This is a genomic window from Sorangium sp. So ce381 (assembly GCF_051473845.1).
GTDB classification, from domain to species: domain Bacteria; phylum Myxococcota_A; class Polyangia; order Polyangiales; family Polyangiaceae; genus Sorangium; species Sorangium atrum.
Map to the genome: position 1 here is coordinate 11,095,798 of NZ_CP150336.1, position 16,530 is coordinate 11,112,327.

The 16,530-nt window shown below is 73.5% G+C and carries 12 protein-coding genes; 5 read left to right on the forward strand and 7 right to left on the reverse strand.

Translation table 11 applies throughout. The features are described 5' to 3' along the window. Positions 1-153 precede the first annotated feature (153 nt). On the reverse strand, positions 154-528 hold the full coding sequence (locus WMF29_RS41560) for a winged helix-turn-helix transcriptional regulator (RefSeq protein ID WP_437325617.1): 375 nt from the start codon (positions 526-528) through the stop codon (positions 154-156). Positions 529-670: 142 nt separating this feature from the next. On the opposite strand from WMF29_RS41560, the gene WMF29_RS41565 reads away from it, so the two are divergent. Beyond that, positions 671-1,801: an alkene reductase gene (locus WMF29_RS41565; RefSeq protein WP_437325618.1), complete on the forward strand. Its 1,131-nt coding sequence runs from the start codon at positions 671-673 to the stop codon at positions 1,799-1,801. Positions 1,802-1,993: 192 nt separating this feature from the next. Then, positions 1,994-4,942 (forward strand): HEAT repeat domain-containing protein, encoded by a 2,949-nt coding sequence (locus tag WMF29_RS41570; protein ID WP_437325619.1) that lies wholly within the window; start codon positions 1,994-1,996, stop codon positions 4,940-4,942. A gap of 150 nt (positions 4,943-5,092) precedes the next feature. Here WMF29_RS41570 and WMF29_RS41575 read toward each other — a convergent pair whose 3' ends face one another. The 6 genes from WMF29_RS41575 to WMF29_RS41600 form a co-directional block, all read right to left on the reverse strand. Then, positions 5,093-5,515, reverse strand: coding sequence for a response regulator (locus tag WMF29_RS41575; protein ID WP_437277491.1), 423 nt, complete (start codon positions 5,513-5,515; stop codon positions 5,093-5,095). A gap of 105 nt (positions 5,516-5,620) precedes the next feature. After that, positions 5,621-6,286 carry a hypothetical protein gene (locus WMF29_RS41580; protein ID WP_437325620.1) on the reverse strand — a complete coding sequence of 222 codons (666 nt, stop codon included), beginning with the start codon at positions 6,284-6,286 and terminating at the stop codon, positions 5,621-5,623. After that, positions 6,237-6,920: a ParA family partition ATPase gene (parA, locus tag WMF29_RS41585; protein WP_272102240.1), complete on the reverse strand. Its 684-nt coding sequence runs from the start codon at positions 6,918-6,920 to the stop codon at positions 6,237-6,239. Before parA ends, WMF29_RS41580 begins: the two co-directional genes overlap by 50 nt. 540 nt (positions 6,921-7,460) lie before the next feature. Then, on the reverse strand, positions 7,461-8,018 hold the full coding sequence (locus tag WMF29_RS41590; RefSeq protein WP_437325621.1) for a flavin reductase family protein: 558 nt from the start codon (positions 8,016-8,018) through the stop codon (positions 7,461-7,463). 147 nt (positions 8,019-8,165) lie between these two features. Further along, positions 8,166-8,960, reverse strand: a complete 795-nt coding sequence (locus WMF29_RS41595; RefSeq protein WP_437325622.1) for a glutathione S-transferase family protein — start codon at positions 8,958-8,960, stop codon at positions 8,166-8,168. A gap of 181 nt (positions 8,961-9,141) precedes the next feature. Beyond that, complete coding sequence (locus WMF29_RS41600; RefSeq protein WP_437325623.1) at positions 9,142-9,546, reverse strand: GFA family protein; 405 nt, start codon at positions 9,544-9,546, stop codon at positions 9,142-9,144. A gap of 475 nt (positions 9,547-10,021) precedes the next feature. Here WMF29_RS41600 and WMF29_RS41605 point away from each other — a divergent pair, with 475 nt between their 5' ends. The 3 genes from WMF29_RS41605 (at position 10,022) to WMF29_RS41615 (ending at position 16,524) form a co-directional block, all read left to right on the forward strand. Further along, complete coding sequence (locus tag WMF29_RS41605) at positions 10,022-11,212, forward strand: PAS domain S-box protein (RefSeq protein ID WP_437325624.1); 1,191 nt, start codon at positions 10,022-10,024, stop codon at positions 11,210-11,212. 138 nt (positions 11,213-11,350) lie between these two features. Next, positions 11,351-15,367 (forward strand): hypothetical protein, encoded by a 4,017-nt coding sequence (locus WMF29_RS41610; protein ID WP_437325625.1) that lies wholly within the window; start codon positions 11,351-11,353, stop codon positions 15,365-15,367. Beyond that, positions 15,364-16,524, forward strand: a complete 1,161-nt coding sequence (locus WMF29_RS41615; protein ID WP_437325626.1) for a UDP-N-acetylmuramate dehydrogenase — start codon at positions 15,364-15,366, stop codon at positions 16,522-16,524. Before WMF29_RS41610 ends, WMF29_RS41615 begins: the two co-directional genes overlap by 4 nt. Positions 16,525-16,530: the final 6 nt, after the last annotated feature.

The window sequence follows — 16,530 nt, forward strand, 5'->3', positions numbered from 1 at the left end:
CCGCTACCTCGCCGCTACCTCGCCGCACGAGCGCTCGGCGTCAGGTATTGCCTGAGCGCTGCTCAGGAGCGAGCGGACTCCTTCGTGACATCCGTCACGCGATCTGCGTGGAGGCCACGCGGATGACGCCCGCGCGCGCTTCGCCGCCGGTCGTTACCGTGCCGCCCGCGCCGCGCGCGCGCCGCGCTTCGCCCCTCCGCCGCGCGCCGCGCTCACCGCGAGCCGCTCTCCCCACCGCGAGATCGCCTGCGCCACCTCGCCGAATCCCCGCCCGGCGTCGGTCAGCTCGTACTCCACGCGCACGGGGGGCCCCGGCAGGACGCGCCGCACCACGAGGCCCAGCGCCTCGAGCTCCTTCAGCCGGCTGGAGAGCATCCGATCGCTGATCGCGTCGAGCCGCTCGCCGATCTCGCCGAAGCGCAGCGCCCCCTCCTCGAGCGTCGCAATGATGAGCCCGTTCCAGGGCTTCGCGAGCACGTCCATCGCGACCTGAAACTTCTCGCAGAGGTGCTGGCACGCGTGCTTCATGTGTCGTCCCAGACACCAGCATGACCTGTTCACTTCCAAAAGGGAAGTGACTTGACATCGTGCAGTGCAGATTCATCATGCTCGCCGAACGGATGCCACTTCCCTTTCGGAAGCCACATCTTCTTTGCAAGGAGCATCGATCGTGACCACCGCCAAAGACCTGCTCTTCAGCCCCTTCGCGCTCGGCCCCGTCTCGCTGCCAAACCGCCTCGTGATGGCGCCGCTGACGCGCTGCCGCGCCGGCGAGGGCAACGTGCCGACCGAGCTCAACGCGCGGTACTACGAGCAGCGCTCCTCTGCGGGCTTCATCATCACCGAGGCGACGCAGGTCACCCCGGAGGGCGTGGGATATCTCCGCACGCCTGGCATCCACACGGACGCGCAGGTCGCCGGGTGGCGGCTCGTGACGGACGCGATCCACCGGGCGGGCGGGCGCGCCTTCCTCCAGCTCTGGCACGTCGGGCGGGCGTCGCACCCCTCGTTCCAGCCGAACCGGCAGGCGCCCGTCTCGTCCTCGGCCGTCGCGATCCGCAAGGGCCACGCGTACACGCCCGAGGGCCCGCAGCCGTACACCACCCCGCGCGCCCTGGAGACGGACGAGATCGCCGGCGTGGTCGCGCGGTTCGAGGACGGCGCGCGCCGGGCCAAGGCCGCCGGCTTCGATGGAGTCGAGATCCACGCGGCGAACGGCTACCTCATCGACCAGTTCCTCCGGAACGGCGTGAACCAGAGGACGGATCGGTACGGCGGCTCGGTCGAGAACCGGGCGCGGTTCCTGCTCGAGATCACCGAGGCCGTGACCGGGGTGTTCGGCGCCGACCGGGTCGGCGTGCGGGTCTCGCCGCTGGCCGACTTCAACGACATGAGCGACTCCGATCCGAGGGCGCTCTTCGGCCACGTCGCCGCCGAGCTCTCGGCGCGCAAGGTCGTCTATCTGCACGTCGTGGAGCCGCTCTCGGGGCAGGCGCTCGGCGCCGCGGAGCGGGTGACGCCCCTGCTCCGCGAGCGGTTCCGCGGCGCCCTCGTCGTGAACGGCGGCTACACGCTGGAGACCGCGGAGGAAGCGCTGCGGACCGGCGCGGCGGATCTCGTCTCCTTCGGCGCGCCGTTCCTGGCCAACCCCGATCTTCCGGAGCGCCTGTCGCGCCGCGCGCCGCTCAACACGCCCGACGTCGCGACCTTCTACTCCGAGGGCCCGCGCGGCTACATCGACTACCCGCGCCTCGGCGAGGCCGCGGCGGAGCGCGCCGGCGCCGCCGCACAGCCGGCCTGACGGCCTGACGGCCCGAGGGCCTGATCTCATGAGCCGATGGCCCGATCCGGGGGAGGCGGGCGGAGGCAGCGAGCAGCTCCCGCGCTGCCGCCCGTGATAGGCTTCCAGGCCGATGCCGGCCGCCCATCCGCTGCTCCCGAACGACGAGATCCCCACGTCGCCGCGCCCGGCGCGCTCGCCCGCGGAGGCGCCGTGAGCGCGGCCCCGGGCGACGTGAAGCGCATCGGGGCCGGCGAGCTCCGGGCGTTCATCCAGGACGCGGGAGAGCTCAAGAAGGGCACGCTGCTCTACGACGGCGGGCAGCTCCTGAACCTCGCGCGCTACGAGAACAAGCTGTTCTGCGACGCCAAGGGCTCCGGGGCCTCGCCTTACAAGGTCTCGCTCGTCTACAGCGACGCGCCGGCGCCGGCGTTCAAGGGGCGCTGCTCCTGCCCGGCGCGGACCTTCAACACCGCGTTCTGCAAGCACGCGGCGGCGCTGCTCGTCGCGTGGGCGCGCGCGCCCGAGTCGTTCGCCGTGAGCGAGGCGGCGCCGCCCGGCGCGCCGGGCGGGGACGCCGCGCGCAAGAGCGTGAAGAAGGGCAGCGCGAACGCGCAGGCCATGATGAAGTCCGGCGTCGAGCAGGTCGGCACGCTCGTGCGCGAGCTCGGCGTTTCCGGCGTCGCGACGATCGGGGGCGACCGCATCGAGCAGATGGAGAAGCTCGCCGAGGCGCTCCGGGAGAACCGCCTCCGGCGCCTCTCGGCGCGGACGCTCGACCTCGCCGCGCTGCTCCGCAGGCAGGCCGCGGGGGGCCGGCAGGCCAAAGGCGCTCCCCGGGGCGCGCTGCCGGCGGTCGCCTACGCGAACGTGATGGCCGATCTCCTGCTCACCGCCCGCAAGCTGGAGAAGCACCTCGCGGGCGAGCCGCTCGACGACCGCCACGTCGAGGAGCTCGTCGGCAAGACGTGGAAGGCGTCCGACAGGAAGCCCGCCGGGGACCTCACGCTCGTCGAGTACGCCTTCTCGACGCGGACGACGAGCGACGATTTCGTCATCCGGGAGAGCCGCTTCATCGACCTCGAGTCCGGCCGCCACTTCAGCGAGAAGCAGATCCTCCCGGTGTTCCTGGCGAAGCGGACCGAGCCGAAGCGGAGCTTCGCCGGCGAGGTGCTCGCCGGGGCGCGGGCGACCACCTACCCGGGCTACCCGCCGCTGCGCGTCGACTTCAGCGATCTCGGCGACAAGCGCCCGCTCGACGCCGGCGCCCTCGAGGCCGTGCTCGCGCGGGCGCTGCCCGACGTCGGCGCGGCGCTCGCGGCGCTCCAGGAGCACCGCAAGGACGTCTTCGCGCCCGACCTCGTGCCCGTTGCGGTGCTCACCGACACGCTCTTCGCGCGCGGCGCGCGGCTCTCGGCGGTCGACGACAAGGGGGAGGCGCTCCACCTGCCCGACGACCCGGCGCTCGAGGAGCGGCTCGCCGGCTCGCTCCGCGACGCGCGGCTCCGCGCGCTGCTCGGGGACGTCGGCATCGACGCCGCGCTGCCCACGCTGTGGCCGCTCGCCGCCGTCGTCGAGGGGCCGCTCGGCCTGGAGCTGCGCGCTGTCTTCGATCAGGGCCTCGCCGCGCGGGGCGGGCCGCTCGAGGGCTCCGCGTGGAACGCCGCCGCCCGCGAGGCGGGCGCCTCGCCCGCGGCCATCGCGCTCGGCGAGGTCCGCGAGGAGCTCGCCGAGGCGCTCGTCACGGGCCTGACCGGGCTCAGCGCGCGCGCGACGGACCCGCTGGCCGCGCGGCTGCGCGACCTCCGCCTCGAGAAGCAGGCCGCGCTGCTCCAGGCGCTGCCGCAGCGGCCCGAGCCGGCCGATCGGCTCGACGACTTCATCAAGCTCTACCAGGTGCTCGAGATGGCGCTCGTCCGCCTGGCCGGCGCGACGCAGATCGACCGCGCCTCGACCGAGCGCGTGCCGACCTACGAGAGCGTCGCGGTGGCGCGGCCCGACGAGACGCTCTCCCCGGACGAGGTGGCGCGTCGTCGCGCGGCGGGCGCGATGAACCGCTACGTCGCCGCGGTCCACCACGCGCGCTACTACGCGGCGCTGCCGGCGAGCGAGCTCGTGGCGAGCATCTTCCCGATCTGGGCGGACGGCACCGCGACGCCGACCATCGCGAGGACGTTCGGGCCGCTCGGGGCCGAGGCGATCGCCGCCGCGGAGAAGGCGCTCACGGTGAAGGCGGGCCGCGTGGCGAAGCTGACGGCGGTGCGGGTGCTGCAGGCGGTCGTGCTGCACGGCGGCCCGGCCCGCGCCGAGGCCACGGCGATGCTCCGCAAGGTCGAGGAGCACGCGAAGGACGCCGGCCTGCGGGCGCTCGCCCGCGACGCGCTCGACGTGATCGACGTCGCGCACGCCACGCAGCCGGCCGGGCCGGGGAACGACGCGGTGCGCGCGCGGCGCGCCGCGCGGCTCGGGCGCGTGCACGAGCTCGCGAAGACGCTGGGCGCCGCGCCGACCAAGGAGGAGCGGCTCGAGGCGCTGAAGGCGCTCTCCGAGCTGGGCGACCTCGCCGCGCTGCCGGCGCTCCGCCGCGCATTCTACGGGGACGTCGCCCGCGGCGTCCGCGAGGAGGCCGCCTACGCGCTGGCGCAGCTCGGCGACGTCGAGATGGTCGAGACCTTCGTCCGGATGCTGGCGAGCCGGAGCGAGAACGAGCAGGAGGCGAAGATCGCCGCGTACGCGCTCGGCTTCCTCGGCGACGTCCGCGGGCTGAGCGAGCTCCTCTCGGCCTACGCCGACGGCTACAAGCCCGGCATCGTGGCGGACGCGATCCGCGCGTTCGGCCCCGTGGCGCTCACGCCGCTCGTGGACCTCATCGAGGCCCGGCCGGAGCTCGCGAAGCGCGCGGCGGCGCTCGACGCGCTGAAGAAGATGGACGACGCCGCGGTGGCCGCCTGCCTCGTCGAGCGGATCGAGGCCCGGCGCGGCGACGCCGATCTCGCCGACAAGGCGCCGCTCTACCTGAAGCTCGCGGACGTGCACGCGCACAGCCGGCGCGAGGTCGCGACGGCGCTCATCGCGGCGCTCTCGAGCGCCCCGGGCAAGGAAGCGCAGGCGGCCGTCAAGGCGGCGCAGAAGGCGCTCGGCGTCGTCAAGCGCAGCAAGTAGCCGGACTTCCCCGGGCCGCCTCCGCTCAACGCGCGACGCGCACGGGGATCTCGGCGGACACCTTCTCGGCCGACGCTCCGACCGCGTGTGTGCGCGCGCCGCGCGGGGCGCTCCTCGTCACGACAAGAACCAGAAAGACGATGTGTTTCGCTACGGTAGCTCCACAAGTCTCCAGTACTTGTTGAGCGCCGCCATGAGCTCGACGAAGCTGAGGAACGTGACCGGCTTGACGAGATAGCCAGCGACGTTGAGGTTGTAGGCTCCCACCTTGTCGCGATCGTCGTTCGATGTGGTCAACACGACAACCGACGTGGCCCCGAGCTCTGGATCGGCCCGCAGCTCGCGCAGGAACTCGATCCCGTTCATCTTGGGCATGTTCAGGTCGAGCAGGATGAGGCGCCGCTCCACCGGGACGACGCCGCTGCGCAGCATCTCGAGGGCCTCGACGCCGTTCCCGGCGACCCAGAGGGGATTCGAGATGTTGTTCCGCTTGAACGCCCGGCGGACGTTCATCACGTCGACGTCGTCGTCTTCGACGAGGAGGATGTTCAAGAGTTTTTCTTCGACGTCCATTGTCTCCTAGCTTCTCATTGGCGAGACGGACGCGAACGTCAACTCCTGTCGAGGCGGCCGCGCCAGTCAGGTACGAGAGGGGCGGAGTCGATGCGCGCGGGTCGGTCAGCTCGCCCGGGGCCGCTGCCGCCAGAGCGTCATCAGCACCCGGCCGACCTGGACCACGCGACCGACACGCCCTTTCGGGCCGGTGTCCGCCGGACGGAACGGTTCGGTGCGGTAGCTCGCGCTCGGGGGCGGCGCCTCGCGGGGGGCGGCGGCGGCCTCGGCCGGGACCGCGGAGACGGACGCCGGTCCGAGGCGCTTGTCGAGGTGGACCTCGACCGCCTCGCCGACCAGGTTGCTCATGTCGCGATCGTTCTCGATGCAATGGAGCAGCAGCCGATCCGCGAGCGGATCGGGCAGGTAGACGGTGACCGCGCGCCGGGAGCGGCCGTCGTTCCCGAGGAGCACCGGCGGGCCGGCGTGCGGCTCGGAGGTGGTGGCGAGCGCCTGGGGCCCGGCGGCGGCGCTCGCCGCCTGCGGCGCCGCCGCCGCGGGCGGCTCGGCGTCTGGACGCGCCTCCTGCGCGCGCTCCTGCGGCGCCTCCGGCGCTCGCTCGCGGCGCGCCTCGACGGGCTTCTCGCCGTCTTGCGCGCGCTGTTCTGCGGCGGGCCTCGACTTCACGACGTCGTCTGCCGCTTTGCCGCCCTCGCCGCCCGCGACGAACGCGTCGGCCTTTTCAGGCGACGGCGGCTTTCGTAGCGAGACCGCGACTTGCTTTTTGGCCATGGTGAAGCTTCTCCAGTTCTTCGAGAAGGTGGGTGATCTCTCTGGCCGCGGCGTCCCGCGGTGCGTAGCCCGTCACCCCTTGCCCGCAGGCGAGGGACTCCTGGTAGGCGATGCGATAGCCGAGCTCCGTGGAGAGCACCGGCAAGCCCGACGTCTCGAGCACCGCGCGCGCCGATTTGCCGAGCGCCGTGCGGCCTTGCTTGCGTGTGATGAGGATGCAGCCCTTGAGCGCGCTCCGCAGCGCGGCGGCCTCGCGGAACACCTCGAGCGCTGCGGTGAGGGCCCAGGCGTCCGCGGCCGTGGGGCCGCAGGGGTAGATGGCGATGTCGGCGACCATCAGCGCCGATCGCGCGATCTCGCCGTGGCGCGGCGGGCAATCGATGACGGTGAGGTCGTACGCGGCGGCGACTTCCGGCAGCTGTCCCGGCTTGTGCATCGAGGCGCCCATGGCCATGACGGTCGGCGTATCGTGCCCCGCCTCGGCGGCCACGTCGCCCCACGTGCGGACGGTCCCCTGGGGATCGGCGTCGACGAGCAGCACACGCCGGCCGTTCGCCAGCGCGGCCACGGCGAGGCTCACGGCCGTGGTGCTCTTGCCGATCCCACCTTTCTGTCCGGTGAGCGCGATGATCATGATAGACCCCCCTAGCAGAACCTTCGCCGGGCGGTCCACTTTCTTGCAAGCGCCGACAGGGCTTCTACCGAGCCGTCCTGAGGGGAATTCCCGACGAGGACGTTGATTTCTCGGTCGTGTCGGCGGGTTGGCCGGCACATCGCAGGAGGTTGTTCAGCTCTCTATCCGGCGGGAACGTCCTCACCCGCGCGTCGCATAGCCGTCATGATGAGGATGCTCAGGGAAGAGGCGCCGCTCCCGCGCCGGCGAAGCGCGAGCGGCGCCTCCGGTGCGCCCGCCGCTTCGTCGGCGCGGAGGCGCGCGGCGCTGGCGGGCGAGCGGGCCGGAGCCATTGCCGGATCGCGGGGGCGATTGAATCGAAGGCGGCGGCGATGACGCTTTGGACGGTCGGCCTCGGAACGCCCCCGAGCGGCGCAAGGCTCACGCGGCGTTCGCCCTCCTGGCGTCGCAACCTCTACCGCGCGCGGCCGAGATTCCGCCACGATCGAGAGAGCGAGCGCACGCTCGTGCCCGCCGGCCTCATATCCAGCGCCTGGCGAGCTACAGGTTCTCCGGCTTGAAGAGCCTCCGGTAGCTGACATTGCGACCGGATACCATGAATACCCCGTCGCCGCGGTAGTGGACGGTCGTCGGATAGCGCGGCGATGTCGCGACGTGCGCCTTCACCACCTCGAAGACGAACAGGCTGAAGCGCTTGACGGCGCTCGTGTCGATCAGCTTGCACTCGAAGCTCGCATGACACTCGGCGATGAGGGGCGCGCCGACCTTCGTCGCCTCGACGGCGGTGAGCCCGAACTGCTCGAACTTGTCGACCTCGGATCCGTGGCTGTTCCCTATCCCGATGACGGCGCGCACGAGATCGACCGTGGGCACGTTGATCACGCACTCTTTGCTGCGCCGCACCATCTCATGGCTATCGTTCTGGTCCCAGATGAAGCACCCCACGAGGGACGGCTCCTGCATCATCACCATGTGCCAGCCCATCGTCATGATGTTTCGCTGGCCCTTGTGCGCAGAGCTCACCAGCACCACCGGACCCGGCTCCAGGAAGCGCCGGACGTCCGCGACCGGAAAATCTGCCTTCTTGTAGGTCTTCATGCGATCACCCGACGCGCGGAGGCACTGCGAGCAGTGCTGGGCCCCGACTGCCCGCACGGCCGGTCGGCAGCGGCCTGCTCGGCGCCAAAACGCATTGTGCCATGCACATCGCCGGCAGCAACGTCGGATACCGGCGCGCGAGCGGCGTCAGAGCACCTGTTTGATCAGCTTCAGCGGGCTCAACCGGTCCCAGACGTCCGCCTCGCGAAAGCTCGGCCGCGCCTTGACGGCCTTCGCATACCGGGCGAGGCGTGCTCGCCTGGCGATCTCGACGTCGAGGCGCACGAAGCCCATCCGCGCGAGGAACACGGTCCACACCACGTCCGCGGGCCCATGACCACCGGGGAGGAGCGACTCGCGTCCATCCGCGAGCGCATCATCGAGCGCGTCCAGGAGCTCGAACGCCGCGCGCTTGCGCTCGCCGAACATCGCCACCACGCTCCCTGGGTCGAACGTCTTGATGCGCCCGGCGAACACATCGGCGCGCCGCGCGTAGACGTCCGCGAGGTCCGCGTGCTCGGTCGCGAGCTGGCGCAGGCGCTTCTCCGTTGCCACGAGCGTCCTTCGCACGGCCGGTCGCGCGAGCGGGTTCCACGAGAGCAGCCACCCGAACGTGAGCTCCTCGATGGGGAAGGCGTAGTGGCGGTCGAGCCAGCCCCGCGTCGCGTCGTCGAGCGCGGCCTCGGTCGTGCCGAACGCGAACAGGAGGATGTCGCGGCTCTGCGAGAGCACGCGGCCGTCGACCTGCAGCGTCGGCACGGTCAGGTTCGGGTTGAGGCGCGCGTAGTCCGGCGCGAGCTGCTGCGCCCTGCGGTGGATGTCGACGCTCACCGATTCGAAGGGGACGCCGCGCTCGACCAGCGCGAGGCGCGCAATCATGGAGTAGTACGACGAGGCAGCGTGATGGAGGCGGAGGCGTGCGGGGTTCGCAGGAGCGCTCATCGAGCCGAAGCGTACCACCGCCGGGCCCAGCAGGTGCCTGGCCAGACGGCGATCTGCTCGGCTGGGCCTCGCTGTCGGAGGGCGACGCGAGCCGCGCGCGTGTCGTCGCGCTGGCTGGATCAGAGGCGGCTTCCGCGAATCGGGCGCAACGAAGGGTCGGGCGACGCTGGAAGACCGCAGCTCATCGTTCAGGAAATGCTGCGTGCTCGACGAGCTGCGCTGCCAGCTTGGCCCATGGCGGACGCTGGCCGGTGAACAGGGCGTCCGTCGGGGAAAAGGACGCGGAATCGTCCAAGCTGCCCACGTAGATGGTGACCATATCGGGTGCCGACTCAGGAGTACCAAACAGCAGGCTGCCGCACTCGGAACAGAAGTTGCGGACAGCCGGCAGGCCGCTGCCGCCCCGTACGCTCGACTGCTTCACGGGTCCAGAATAGCTGAACGATGTCTTGGGGACGCCCAAGACAGGGACACCGCCACTGCCCGATGCGCGCTGACAGTCGCGGCAGTGGCAGATGACGGAGAACAGGGTAGGCCCCTGTGAGTTGTACTGGACTGCGCCGCAAAGACAGTGCCCGGTGAGCATGGATTCCTCTACTGTTCGTCGCTTCGCGTGGTGCGGTGGTGCTGCCCAACACCCTACCGCAACCTGACGGCGGCCGCCCGCCCCATGCGTGCCTCGAAGGGCTCGACCCCACGGAGCGGCCCAGGTTGGCGGCGGCACATGGGGACGACCCCGCCGGAGCCCGCGGGGCGGCCCCAGGTTGGGCGGGGGCCGCCTGCACACCCGCCGGCGAAGCACATCCGCTCCCTGTCCCTGCGCGCGCCCGCGCGCCGCTCGCAGCAACCCGCCCGGCGCCGCCGGTCGGACCACGCCCGCCTGCGGAAGTCCGCATTTGCGTCCCAACGAAGTTCATCTCACAAGCTCAGCTCACCAATCGTCCTCCCTGCCGGACTCCTGTCGGTCGTCCTCGACACCGACGGCCGGCCCCGTTTACCTTGGACGAAAGATGATGAGCACAGGGACTGCTCCCGGAGCCCCGGGCCTCGCCGCGAGTTATATGAGGGCTGTCCGCAGCGCGCCTTTCGCGGTGATCGAGTGCGCGGGGAACCTCGACGAGCTCGTGGTCGCCGAGTGGAACGCCGAGGCAGAACGCATCTTTGGATATACCGCTGACGAAGCGGTGGGCCGCCGACTCGCGGACACGATCGTGAGCGAGCTGGACGCCGAGACCTTCGGGCGTTCGCTCGGGCAGGAGAGCGCCCCGCGCCGCTACACCCACGCCCGCAAGGACGGGCGCGCCGTCGTGTGCGAGTGGCGGTACGCGCCCGTGCTCGACGACGGCGGCGATCCGATTCGGGTGCTCTGCTTCGGGCAGGATGTCACGGAGCAGGTCGAGGCCGTCGAGAAGTTCAAAGAGGGCGACATGATCCTCCGGGCCATCCTCGGCACCGTGGATGCGGCCGTGACCCGGATGGATCGGGATGGATTCTGCACCTTTCACGAGGGCAAGACGCTCCAGTCCCTCGGCCTCCGATCGGGCCAGTTCGTCGGATTGAACGTGTTCGACGCCCCCCCCGCGCCGATGGACATGGAGCCGATGCGAAGGGCTGTACGGGGCGAGTTCGTCCGCACCCGCGTCGAGGCGTTCGGGATGGCCTGGGAGACGTGGCTCGTCCCGCTGACCGACGAGCGCGGGGAGCGCAACGGCGCGGTCAGCTTCACGCTCGACGCCACCGAGGCGAAGGTCAGGGAAGACGAGCTGAAGGCGCGGCTCGACCTCATCGAGCGCCAGCAACAGGTGATCCGCGATCTGTCGACGCCCATCATCGAGGTCTGGGACAGCGTGCTGACCCTCCCGATGGTGGGCGTCGTCGACAGCAGGAGAGCCGCCGACGTGATGGACGACCTCCTGGCCGCCATCGTGGACAAGCGGGCCCGCTTCGCGATCCTGGACCTCACCGGCGTCGAGATCGTCGACACGAAGACAGCGAGTTATCTCATCGAGCTCATCCGCGCCATCCGGCTCCTGGGCGCCGAGGGGGTCATCACGGGCATCCGGCCCAACGTGGCGCAGACGATGGTCTCCCTCGGGCTCGATCTGTCGGGCATCGCGACCGTCGGAAATCTCCGCGCGGGCCTGAAGCTCTGCATGCGGCGCGTGGCAGCGGACGGCGCGGCGCCGCCCGGAGCGCCGCCGCGCGCCCCCGGGGGCGCAGCGCCGAGGCTCCCGGGAAGCGACGGGCGCTGAGGTCCAGCACACGAGGCTGGCCTCGGAGGTCGGGGAGATCGCGGTGGCCCGCCGAAGTTCACCTTTGCGTCGGCAATCCCAGGCCCGTAAGGAACGGCGGACAGGCACCGCGCGCGCGGCGCCGTGGAGACGCCGATCGTGACCACCCACCCCCGCAGCCCCACGAGCGCCGGCCAGCGCCCCGGGAGCCCTCGCCCCGCCGAGCGCCCCCTCGTCGCCCGCCGCCCCCTCCTCGTCGCTCGCCGCGCCGCCCTGGCGCTCACCCTCGCGCTCGCCGCCGCCGCGCCCGCCGCGTGTGCCCCTCGGGGCGCCGCATCGCCGCTCCCCGCCGACGCGCCGCTCCCGTCCGCGTTCTCCGCCGCGCTGGAGGCCGAGATCACGAGCTCCGCCGCCGCCGCGCCGTACCTCGACGCCCTCGACCGCGCCGTCGACGCGCCGAGCGAAGGCGGCGCCCTCGCCACCGTGATCGCGTCCCTCGACGCGCTCGTCTTCGGCGCCGGCACCGCGGGCGGCCCCGACCCCGACGCCGCGGCCATCGCCTTCCGCTCGCGCGAGGCGCTCCCCGAGGTCGCCCGCCGGCTCCAGCGCGCCTGGGCGTTCGCGGACGTCTCCGGCCGCGGCGCGCCGGAGATGCCGTTCGTGCGCGGCGCCCTCGCGAGCGCCCTCCACCGCATCGCCCTCTTCGTCGGCGACGAGGCCGCGGCGGCGACCTGGGGCGCGCGCCGCGGCTGCGCGGGCGAGGCCGCCATCGTCGGCCCGCTCGACGCGGCGCCCCTCCACGGCCTCGCCCGGCCGTCCCCCGTGAGCTCCGCGCCGGGCGCGCCGCTCGCGAGGGCCTACCCGGGGCTCGCGCCGTTCGCGCAGAGCGCCTCGCCCATCGTCGTCCGCGCCGACGCGTGCGCCATCGACATCGACGCGGTGAGCGCCCTCCAGGGGACGCGCGCCGTGGTCGTCGACCTCCACAACCCGATCGCGCAGCGGGTGAGCCTCGCGCTCGCCTCGTCGTCCGCCGCCGTGCTCGAGGTGGGCGGCGTTCCCGCCCTCCACCGCGACTACGCGGCGGGCGGCGCGCAGGTCACGCGCTTCGCGACGGTCGAGGCCCAGCCGGGGACGCTGCGCGTCGTCGTGCGCGTGGCGCAGAAGGGCGACGGCGACGCCATCGAGCTCACCGCGTGGGGCGAGAACGGCCTGCCGCTCCGCGCCCGCGCGCCGCGCCCCGGCGCCGCCGCGACCGCGTCCGCGTCGCGGCCCGCCGCCGTGAGCCTTGCGCCGGCCGCGGCGTCGAGCGGCGCCGCCGGCCAGCGCCCCGGCGCGGCGAGCATCGAGGTCGCTGCCGCGGCCCTGCTGGCCCTCGGCGACGCGCGCGCGGCCGAGCACCTCCTCGATCCGGACGGCGACGGCCGCCTCCACCAGAGCGACGCGCGCTCGCCGCGCCTCGACCTGCTCTACGCGAGGGCCATCCGCCGCGTGGGCGATCTGCCCGAGGCCGAGGTCGTCGAGCGCACCCGCGCCGCCGTCGATCGCGTGCTCGCCGCGTGGCCCGCGTCGTGGGAGGCGCGCCTCTACAAGGCGGAGCTCGCCGAGCGCCGCGGCGGCCGGGGCGAGGGCACCATGGACGCCCTCCGCGAGCTCGGCGTCCGGGTCGCGCCCCCCGGACCGACCGGCCCGAGCGCGCCCGCCGTCGCCGACGCCGATCGCATGGTCCTCGCGGAGCTCGCGGCGGTCGCCCACCGCGCGAACGTCACCGACGTCACCGAGGCCGCCTACGCGAAGCTCGCCGCCGCGGCGCCCGGCTCGACGCTGCTCGCCGTCGTCGACGACCGCATCCACGGCCGCGCCGGCGTCGACGCGGTGAAGGCCGCCTGCGAGGGCGGGCTCGATCGCTCGAGCGCCGCGTGCCTCGGCGCGCTCCTCGGCGCGAGCGATCGCGACGCGGTCCTCGCCGAGATCAAGCGGCTGCGCCGGCTCCGCCGCGCGCCCGACGCCCTGCGCGACGTCGAGCTCCGCGAGCGCGTCGCCCGCGGCGACCTGCGCGGCGCGCTCGCGGTCTACGACGCGATGCCGCCGGGGCAACGGGCGATGCTCGAGGCGCTCGGCCTCGCCGCCGGCCGCGGCGACGCCCGCGCCGTCCGGGGCCGCCTCGCCCGCGACCGCACGACGGCGCGCGACACCCCCGCCGGGATCGGCCCCATCACCCGCGCCCTCGGCCTCGCGCCGGATCCGGCGCCGGCGCTCGAGGCCGAGGGCCGCAAGCTCGTGCTGGAGGACCAGCAGAAGGCGTTCCTCCCCGGCGCCGCGACCGCGGTGCTCCGCCACGTCGAGCGGTTCACGATCTCGCCCGACGGGCTCGTCCACTACGTCACGTACGACCTCCGCCGCGTCTCCGGCACCACGGACGTCGCCCAAGGCACGGCCACGTACGGCCCGCTCATCGAGGGCCGCGCCATGCCGCGCCTCCTGCGCCGCCGCATCCACAAGCGCGACGGCCGCATCCTCGCGCCCGACGCGGCCTCGAACGCCGCGCAGGACCAGAGCGACCTCTCTCAGCTCGAGCAGGGCGACTACGTCGAGCAGGTCACCGAGGGTTACGCGCTGCCGGGCGACGGCGGCCAGCTCGTGATCGACACGTGGGACCTGCTCCCCGAGCGCACGAGCGTCCGCGAGGCGACGATCGAGGTCAGCCGCCCGACGTCGCTCCCGCTCGCGCTCTGGTCGCACCCGCTGCTCGGCGCCGCGGAGCAGCGCGCCGAGGGCGCCTCCACGGTCAGCGTCTGGCGCATCAAGGATCAGCCGCCGCGGCGCATGGAGGACGGCGTGCCTCGCGTGGAGATGGGCGTCGGCGTCAGCCTGGGGACGCAGACCTGGGACCACGTGGCCGCGGCGCTCGACGAGAACATCCGCGCGCTCGAGGACCGCGATCCCACCATGACCCGCTGGGCGCGGGAGGCCGCGGGCGCCGACAGGACGCCGTCGCCCGCGCTGCTCGAGCGCGTCGTCGCGGCCGCGGGCAAGGCGGTGAAGGTCGCCGGCGGCGCCGAGCTCTCGGACATGGCGGCGCTCCTCGGCGGCGGCCCGCAGCGCACGACGGCGCGCGCGATGATCGAGCTCGGCCAGGGCAGCCGGTCGTGGGTCGTCTACCGCGCGCTGCGCGAGCTCGGCGTGCGCGCCGATCTCGCGATCGCCGAGACCGAGCCGTTCAGCTCGTCGGCGGACTTCCCGCCGCACGCGGGCCGCTTCCGCCACCCGCTCGTGATCGCCCGCCTTCCGGGCGGCGACGTGTGGATCGACGCCGACGTCGAGGGCCCGCCGCTGCCCCCCGGCCGCATCAGCCCCGAGCTGCGCGGCCGCGCCGCCATGCTGCCGAGCGGCGAGCTCGTCACCGTGGCCGGGACGAGCGGCGAGACCGGCGACGAGGTCGACCTGCGCCTGACGGTCGACGCGCAGGGGAACGCCACGGGAACGTTCACGATCCTCCTGCACGGCCGCGCGGCGCAGGCGCTCTCGGAGGCGTTCGAGACCGTGGTCGGCACCGCGCGGCGCGAGATGCTCCGGGGCGTCGTGCTCGGCTGGCTCCCGTGGGCCGACGTCGAGGACGTTGTCGTCTCCTCGACGGAGGGCTCGTGGGAGGTCGCGCTCCGCGCCGCCGTGACGATCCACGGCTTCGCGCAGCCGGCGGGCAAGGACGCCGCGGCGTGGACGCTGCCGGGGCTCGAGCCGGTGCACCTCGTGTTCCCGCGCGCGTACACGAGCACGCTCGGCGCCTCGTACGCCTCGCGGGGGGCCCGCAAGAGCGCGCTCGCGATCGAGACCGCGCTCCAGTACCACGTGCGCCGCAGGATCGAGCTGCCCGAGGGCTACGCTGTCGCGCGCGCGCCCGAGGGCGTGCGCGTCGAGCACGCGGGCCTCGCGGCGTCGCGCAAGGGCAGCTACGGCGCGGCGATCGAGGAGGACTTCGCGCTGAGCTTGCCGACGGGGACCGTGTCGATCGACGAGTACAAGGCGTTCGTCGAGCGGGTGCAGGCGGTCGACAGCGGCTTCATGGCGGGCATCCGGGTGGCGCGGCCGGCGGCGCCCGCGCGGCAGGCCGCCGGCGCGCAGGGGCCGGGCGCTGTCCGCGGCGGGGCGAGGCCGCAGGCGCCGGAGAAGAAGCCGTGAGCCTCGACGTCCGCGAGTCGGTCCCGCTGGCCCCGCTCACGACGCTCGGCGTGGGCGGGCCTGCGCGCTATTTCGCCGAGGCCGCCGATGAGGCCGCGGTGGTCGACGCGTTCCGCTTCGCCGAGGCCCGCGGCGTGCCGCTCTTCGTGCTGGGCGGCGGCTCGAACCTGCTGGTCGCGGACCGGGGCGTCGACGCGCTGGTGCTGCGCGTGCGCGTCCGCGGGATCGAGCTGCTGCGCGGGCGCGCGGAGGCCGGCGGCGGCGCGGAGACCGACGGCGGCGCGGAGGCCGGGCGCGCCCTCGTGCGCGCGGGGGCGGGCGAGGCGTGGGACGATCTCGTCGCGCGCTCGGTCGCCGAAGGCTGGGCGGGTATCGAGTGCCTGTCGGGCATCCCGGGCGACGTCGGCGCGACGCCGATCCAGAACGTGGGCGCGTACGGCCAGGAGGTCGCGGAGACGATCGTCGAGGTCCGGGCGATCGACCGCGCGACGGGGGCGGCCGTGGTCCTCTCCGGTGCGGACTGCGGCTTCGGCTACCGCGACAGCCGGTTCAAGCGCGCGTGGCGCGGGCGGTACGTCATCACGGCCGTCACGTTCGCGCTGCGCCCGGGGGGCGCCGCGACGGTGCGCTACCCCGAGCTCCAGCGGGCGCTCGCCGTACCCGCGGGGGGCGCCGCGCCGCCGCTCGGCGAGGTGCGCCGCACGGTGATCGCGCTCCGCCGCGGCAAGTCGATGGTGCTCGATCCGGCGGACGAGAACGGCCGGAGCGCGGGGTCGTTCTTCATGAACCCGACGCTCGCACCCGACGCCGCGGCGGCCGTCATCACGCGCATCGAGGCGGCGGGCGTGCTCGCGCCCGGCGAGGCGATCCCGCGGTATCCGGCGGACGGCGGCCGGGTGAAGCTGTCCGCGGCCTGGCTGATCGAGCGCGCCGGCTTCACGAAGGGGACGCGCCACGGCGCCGCGGGCATCTCGACGCGCCACACGCTCGCGCTTGTGAACCGCGGCGGCGCCACGGCGGAGGAGCTGCTCGGCCTCGCGCGGCGCGTGCGGCGAGGCGTGCTCGATCGGTTCGGCGTGGCGCTCTCGGCCGAGCCGGATCTGGTGGGGTTTGCGCCCGGCGAGATCGCCGATCTCGTCAGCGCCGCCCACCTGTAAGAGGGG

Bases quoted from the DNA above. Each gene is read 5' to 3' on its own strand.
- WMF29_RS41560 (WP_437325617.1), bottom strand. From the start codon at position 528: ATGAAGCACGCGTGCCAGCACCTCTGCGAGAAGTTTCAGGTCGCGATG.
- WMF29_RS41575 (WP_437277491.1), bottom strand. From the start codon at position 5,515: ATGGACGTCGAAGAAAAACTCTTGAACATCCTCCTCGTCGAAGACGAC.
- WMF29_RS41580 (WP_437325620.1), bottom strand. From the start codon at position 6,286: ATGGCCAAAAAGCAAGTCGCGGTCTCGCTACGAAAGCCGCCGTCGCCT.
- parA (WP_272102240.1), bottom strand. From the start codon at position 6,920: ATGATCATCGCGCTCACCGGACAGAAAGGTGGGATCGGCAAGAGCACC.
- WMF29_RS41590 (WP_437325621.1), bottom strand. From the start codon at position 8,018: ATGAAGACCTACAAGAAGGCAGATTTTCCGGTCGCGGACGTCCGGCGC.
- WMF29_RS41595 (WP_437325622.1), bottom strand. From the start codon at position 8,960: ATGAGCGCTCCTGCGAACCCCGCACGCCTCCGCCTCCATCACGCTGCC.
- WMF29_RS41600 (WP_437325623.1), bottom strand. From the start codon at position 9,546: ATGCTCACCGGGCACTGTCTTTGCGGCGCAGTCCAGTACAACTCACAG.
- WMF29_RS41605 (WP_437325624.1), top strand. From the start codon at position 10,022: ATGAGGGCTGTCCGCAGCGCGCCTTTCGCGGTGATCGAGTGCGCGGGG.